Origin of the sequence: Paenibacillus sp. N3.4 (assembly GCF_008017805.1) — a bacterium.
Classification (GTDB): domain Bacteria; phylum Bacillota; class Bacilli; order Paenibacillales; family NBRC-103111; genus Paenibacillus_E.
The window spans coordinates 1-6,610 of the sequence record NZ_VRTT01000152.1; the positions used below are offsets into that span (position 1 = coordinate 1).

General features: G+C 42.7%; 6 protein-coding genes and 1 pseudogene. 6 read left to right on the top strand and 1 reads right to left on the bottom strand.

Annotated features, from left to right (window positions below):
• The first annotated feature begins 84 nt into the window (after positions 1-84).
• The 4 genes from FU659_RS34200 to FU659_RS34215 all read left to right on the top strand — a co-directional run bounded on the left by FU659_RS34200 (position 85) and on the right by FU659_RS34215 (position 3,936).
• Complete coding sequence (locus FU659_RS34200; protein WP_187274603.1) at positions 85-354, top strand: hypothetical protein; 270 nt, start codon at positions 85-87, stop codon at positions 352-354.
• 282 nt (positions 355-636) lie between these two features.
• Positions 637-2,025 carry a PDZ domain-containing protein gene (locus tag FU659_RS34205; RefSeq protein ID WP_147951623.1) on the top strand — a complete coding sequence of 463 codons (1,389 nt, stop codon included), beginning with the start codon at positions 637-639 and terminating at the stop codon, positions 2,023-2,025.
• 124 nt (positions 2,026-2,149) lie between these two features.
• Positions 2,150-2,797, top strand: coding sequence for a hypothetical protein (locus FU659_RS34210; protein WP_147951624.1), 648 nt, complete (start codon positions 2,150-2,152; stop codon positions 2,795-2,797).
• Between the two features lie 44 nt (positions 2,798-2,841).
• Positions 2,842-3,936, top strand: a complete 1,095-nt coding sequence (locus FU659_RS34215; protein ID WP_147951625.1) for a toxic anion resistance protein — start codon at positions 2,842-2,844, stop codon at positions 3,934-3,936.
• Positions 3,937-4,004: 68 nt separating this feature from the next.
• On the opposite strand, the gene FU659_RS34220 is transcribed toward FU659_RS34215, so the two are convergent.
• Positions 4,005-5,153 carry an MFS transporter gene (locus tag FU659_RS34220; protein ID WP_147951626.1) on the bottom strand — a complete coding sequence of 383 codons (1,149 nt, stop codon included), beginning with the start codon at positions 5,151-5,153 and terminating at the stop codon, positions 4,005-4,007.
• Positions 5,154-5,298: 145 nt separating this feature from the next.
• On the opposite strand from FU659_RS34220, the gene FU659_RS34225 reads away from it, so the two are divergent.
• Together FU659_RS34225 and FU659_RS39265 are read left to right on the top strand one after the other, a co-directional pair.
• Positions 5,299-6,435, top strand: coding sequence for a stalk domain-containing protein (locus FU659_RS34225; protein ID WP_222708714.1), 1,137 nt, complete (start codon positions 5,299-5,301; stop codon positions 6,433-6,435).
• 92 nt (positions 6,436-6,527) lie between these two features.
• Positions 6,528-6,610 (top strand): annotated as a pseudogene (locus FU659_RS39265) (RsiV family protein); the annotation flags it as partial.

The window sequence follows — 6,610 nt, forward strand, 5'->3', positions numbered from 1 at the left end:
TGTCTGCCGTAAGCTTCATTGCACTGTTGATCGCTGCATTAAGAGCAACCTTGTCAATAATTTGGCTGATCACTAAAGCCTTGCTTGAATCAATCGACCAGAGTTAAGAAATTGCCGGAATCTGCGCCGCTTGCCAGTGAAGATTTAAGTGATTTGATCGAACTTGCTCTCATGACTCATGATAAGATTTGGTTTGATGAACTGAGTGCCAAACTTGCAGCAGCTTCCTCTTTGACTTCCAAATCGGTTGGGAAGGTTCAGCCATCTCGAGCAATTCAATCCAGGTTGTTACAAATAGATCGAAGAAATCCCATGGATGTAGAAGATATCGGATTTCAGGGAAATAATAATTGACTTATAAAGTGAAAGCCCCGGGAAACCGGGGCTTTTTTTGTTATTTATTATTGTACAACGGTTGTTTGCTTATTCGTTAATGTTTCAACGCAGCGCTCATTGACTTTTACTAGTTCATTTCAGTCCTTTTGGTAATGATAATAGCATGCAGCAATGATAAATTGCCCTGATTGGACTAGAAGTAACCATATTGCCTGCGAATTCCCGGTTGTCCGCTTGTCATAAACCAGATATGCTGAAGGAGTATGGAATTTAGGGAAAGAACGAAAGAGGCGGATATAAATGAAGGTAAGAGTTGTTGAAAGAATGTACTATTCGGGTATGGTTTTGCTCTTGCTGTTATCCGTCCTAGGAGAGCTAATTTGGCTGCCTGATCCCATCCGGCTAGGGGCAAGCTATTTTTGGATCGATATGTTGGACTCGGCCATCTACGCAATCGCGCTTATTCCATTGATGTGGGCAGTGGCTGCTGCGGGAAGTTGGCTTGCCGCGGAGCGAGGAATGACACTTAAAGCCGGTAATAAGCGCTGGATTCGAATTCGAAGCGCATGTATAGGTATCTTCGGCATACTGGCCGCATACTTTATTGTCATTGAACCTAAAAATTTACAATTATCGTTAGGATCTTTGGGGATCACTTGGTTATTCGTTTTCGTTGATTTGTTTGCGAATGAGCGTAAGCGACGGAAGTTTCCAGTACGAAATTTTTCTGTGTCTTTGATGACGATTATTTTGGGCGTTTTGTTTTTTTGGCCTACATCTTATTTGGTGACTTATCCAGGTCTAACCTTGAATATGAATCGTTACGCCCAAGCAAGCGGAGGTACTGTACACGGAGAATTGACAGGCGTGCTCATATTCGAACGGCCTGCTTTTCCGGTTGATTGGCTCTATGCCAAGCTGTTTCCTCATTACTCTTTTGAACTCGATAATTTGGGAATGTCCTTGGGCGATTATAATCAGCTCGTTCGTACGATGAAAGAGGATGCAAATGCGGCAGGAAGTGCCGTTGCTTTTCAGAAAGTTGGATTAGGGAAAGGAATTACCTCACACGGAGTCCTTATCACTGCCATCGCCAACAACAGTCCTGCTGCAGGTATACTGAAGCTAGGTGATGTGCTGGAGGCCGTCAACGGTCAGCAGATAACGATGGTATCCGAGCTTTCCAAGCAGATGCAGTTGATTAAGCCGGGCGATCAAGTTAGTGTCACGGTACGGCGCGAAGGGAAACCAATAAGGCTGACTACGGGTACTCAGGCAAACCCTGATGATCCTAACCGCGCTGCTTTTGGCATTCAAGTGAGTAATGACTTGCAATATGACATACCTGGCATCATTAACTATCATACGAATTTACTTCATGAAGGAGGCCCTTCACACGGAGCGATGCTTGCACTTACATTAATTGATCAATTGACTCCGGGTGGTGTCGGGAACGGAAACCATGTGGCTGGAACCGGAACGATTGAGCCTGATGCTTCCGTAGGCGCTGTTGGAGGCGTTGAGCAGAAGGCATATACCGTCAGCAGGACAGATGCTGATGTATTCTTTGTCCCTGTTGAGAATGAGGCTGAAGCGAGAAGAGGCGCTCCTAATCTGACGATCGTACCCGTTCATTCATTGGATGACATCATCCATTGGCTGCAAATACATCCCAAACAAGTAAAATAAGTCTCTATAGGTACATTTATAATTTATATTTTGACACGATACGGAGTAATTCGATACGATAGGAGTATCTCATTCATAATTAGGATTGTATACAAATGTTATGAATGGAAAGGTGGTGTACAACATGAAGTGGAATAAGCCGCTTATTTTGCTTTTTGCAGGATTTACTCTAGGATCTCTGATTACGTTATTTATCCATCCATTTCTCAGCTTTTTCATTCCTATCGTAGGTCTTGCCGGCTTTTCTGTGACCTACCTGCTAAATAAGAAATCCGGCTTGACTGATTCTAGACTTTTGGACAAGCTTCCTGCTGACAATACGTCTTCTCAGCAAGCAGATGCGATACCCTTAAATGAAGTGGTACCAGCTAACAATCGATTCGAGGAAGTTATGAATTATCTTAGCGCCATCGAAACGATGGTAACAGAGGAAGGTCGCAACAACAATTTAGATCAGGAAATTGTTAGGAAATCGTTGGAGTTAACTGCGAAAATTAGGAAAGCCGTTGCCGAAATTGAACCTTTTCAGGATGGCGAAATGGATTACACGATTACTCGTTTGGTAACCAAGGATCTCAATGCTCTTGTGAATCCATTTCTACGTCTGTCCGGAGAATTAAAAGTTCAAAACCGCCGGATTTTGCTAGACGGTCTGAAAGATATTCATTCTAAATTGGATTCCATTTTCTCTGCGATCCAACAGCAAGACCTGCTTGATCTTCGTACTAAAGGAGATGTCATCCGGAGCCGCTACAGCACCAAGAGTTTCTAAAACTAGCGCGGTTTATGCATATATTTTTTAAGGGAGGTAACGATATGAGTAAAATGTCTATCCAATTAAAGCCTGAAGATCAGCAAAAGGCTGAGCAAGAGGCGAACCAGATCGCATTAAAGGTCAGAACGACTGACCCCTTTCAGTTCGACGATACACTTGAGCAGCTTGGGAAAATCAACCTTGTAGCTGAGCAAAATGCCGGACAATCGCTGAAAATGCTGGAACGTCCAGTCAACGATTTAATTGTTGGCAAGGGCAAAGAAGTTTCCATTAGCCTCTTGAAGCTCAGAGGCGAAGTAGATGCGCTGAACAATAGCAGAAATACAGGTTTCTTTGGCAGACTGATCAAAAAAAACCCGTTAAGTGGTTATGTTCATAAGTACCAATCCGTGAAAACAAATGTGAATGAAATCGTCAAATCGCTCCGTGCAGGCCGAGAAACCTTAGAAGAAAATACAGCCACGATGCGGAATTTGAAAAAAGATGCGATTCAACATATTTATGCACTTCAATTTGGCATTCAGCGAGGAACGCTGCTGCAAAATATGTTAGAGCAGGAGCTCGCTAAGCCAGAGAATGAATCCAAAAAACAATTTTTCGAAAAAGGGATCCGCAAGGTTGTCGGTCGTGTCAAAGACAATCATGAAATGATTCTACTGTTGAACCAAGCCATCGCAGCGACTGACATTATTGTAGATAATAATGATAAGCTGATGGATGCGGTCGCCTCATCCATTAATAAGACAACGAGTTTAATTACGGTGTCGGCGATGATTGCACTCGCTCTGAACGATCAAGGCAACGTGATTAAAGCCGTCGAAGCGACAGATTCCTTGATTGAAGATCAGTTTTTAAGAAATGCGGCCTTATTGAAAGAAACGACGGAGAAATCCGCTCAATTGCTGGAAAAGCCATCCATGAGCATTGAAGCAATTAATCAGGCATTAAGCGATACGTATGCCGCACTGGATATTTCCGAACAATCCAATAGACGCATTATTGACGGTGTTAAAGACTTCATCGGCAAGCTAGAGCCGATTAATCAAGCGCTCTCTAATCGACTGGCGATTCAGTCAAACGCTAATCCAGCTTTGGATGATGCATCCAATAAAGAACTTATTTCTCTTATGAAATAATGCGTAAAGGCCGTGATTCCTTGGCAAGGATTCACGGCTATTTTGTTCCCTACTGCAGGGTATTTAATTTATTCTTGGGTTTTTCTTCCATAAATTGCGTGCAGAATGATACTAAACAAGAGCCCGACAAAGGACATTACCGATATCCAAAAATAAAGCTGCTGTCCACCGAAGCTCTCATAGAACCATCCGCCTAAGTAGGAGGCTACAATGCCAGATACGCCGAAGAACAGCAGGGCAAGCACAGTTTGCCCTGTTGCCCGCCATTCTTCAGGCACAATGCGGTATAGGTATTGGATTGCCGCTGAGTAGAAGATGGGAAATGTGAAGGTTTGCAGCACTTGCAAATAAACCATCCAATGCGGATCGGTAATCCATGCAGATAGGAAGAAACGAAGGGCATAGAACACGCTGGCAAACGAAATGATGAACAGCTCTTTGCCTTTGCGGAGCCACCAAAAGCTCAAAGCAAATACAAGAATCTCACTGCCTGCCGCGATAAACCAAGCTTGTCCGACCAGGTCGGCGCTGCCTCCTAATTTACGGATATAGACACCTAGAAAGGTATCATTGATCCGCTGTGGAACAGCAATAATAAAGATGAGAACGAGGAACCAAATGGTTTCCTTATTTCCTAGGAAATGACGTAAGCTTTTGAGCGTCAGCGGCTTGCCGCTAACAGGAGCATCTGGAAGTGAAAAGCAGATTAGTAGACTGATAAGGCCTATTCCTGCAAACAAATAAGCTAAGCTAGTAATTCCTAAATATTGTATCGCATAGCCTACAGCCAAAGACATGATCGCATAGCCAACTGCTCCGAACGTGCGAATGGATCCATAACTGACGCCATTTGCCTCAGCTGTTTGGAAATTAAGGCTTTCTGTAAGTGGATCAAGCGGCATGAGGAAAAAATACATGAGCATGGTGAAGATAAGCAAAATAACAAAATTATTTGACGCATATAGAAAATACCCTATGAGGGTAGAACACGCCAAGAGAAATAACATCACTTTCTTAATTGTTCTTGTTCGATCGCTAATCATTCCCCACAGGGGTTGGGAAAAAATGGTTATAATACCTCCGGTTCCTATGATTAGCCCAATCTTAGTGGCCTGGAGTCCCTGGGCATCCAAGTAGACAGGCAAAAAAGAGATAAACATGGCTAAGAGGGCAAAATACAGGAAATTAAATGTTCGTAGCTGATTAGATGGATTCATAATTAACCTTAACCTTCCTTACTATGTTAACATTAGAGTATCGTGCTATATAATAACACGATAGAGCGAAGTTTCCTAAGGATGTTTTTAAGAATGTAATTCATAAAGAAAGGTTGATGACTTTATGCAAACCACATCCACGTCCATGAATCCGAAATTTCCAGCAAAGAGGATGTTAACATGGGGGCGCAGCAAGCGCTATGCGATGATTTTGATAAGTACATGCGGTATGTTGCTTTGGACGAACTTCGCAGTTACAGGGTCAACAGGTGGACAAGCACTAGCCGCTGAATCGAACTTGGGGTCATCCCTGCGGGTTGTTTCACAACCGATCGTGATCGATGGTCATTCTTCCGAAATTCAATCTGCCAACGTAAGTGGTTCAACTTATATAGGACTGCGGATGCTCATTGAAAAGTTAGGATTCACATTAGTATGGAACGAAGAGGAGCGGACAGCTACGATTTCGGGGCACAATCGAACGTTGAAGATGTCGATCGATAGTGGTCAATATATCGTCAATGATAACCGCATATATGGCAGCAGTACAATGCTGCATGAGGGTTCTTTATTCGTGCCATTACGTTTGATAGCCGAACAAATGGGCTACGGGGTTTCATACGACGCTGCAACACAGAAAATTACCATTGATGCCATTAAAGAAAACAATCTGACCATTCAAACGGTTAAAGTAGCCAAAGAAGGCAGCAATCAATCGTCGGACATCCAATATCCTCAAATAGCAGGTTTAGCCGATAAGGCGGTGCAGCAAAAAATCAATGATTTTTTGGTCAGTGAAAACCAAGCTCGTATATCTGCTGGTCTGTCTGCCGTGAAGAAAGCGGATGAAGAGAATGCGAAGATTAAAGCCGACAATCCAACGATCATAATTCCACCCTCAACCTTGGAGAGCAGTTATGAGGTCACCTATAATGAGCAGAATAAGCTTAGTCTTTATTCCGACTATTATTTATATACGGGTGGAGCGCATGGCACGACATCACGCAGAGGTTATACATTTGATTTATTAACAGGTGAACAAGTGACATTGAAAGAGGCTGCACGCAATCAAGCCAACTATGTCTCTCAGATAAACACCATAATCAAAAAGCAAATCAGCGATACAGGCTTATTTTTATTAGCGCCATTTGAAACCATTGAAGCAGATCGCGACTATTTTCTAAAGCATGAGGGCATCGTTGTCTATTTTAACCAATATGAATACACCGCTTATGCGGAAGGAATGCCAGAATTTATTATCCCGTTTTCTTCTTTAAAGTAAGTTTTATTCATCAAGATCAGATAATGAGTGTCAAATAGGTAAGGAATAAAGGGGGCTGTCCCAAAAGTAGATAACTCTATTTTCTAAAGCATGAGGGCATCGTTGTCTATTTTAACCAATATGAATACACCGCTTATGCGGAAGGAATGCCAGAATTTATTATCCCGTTTTCTTC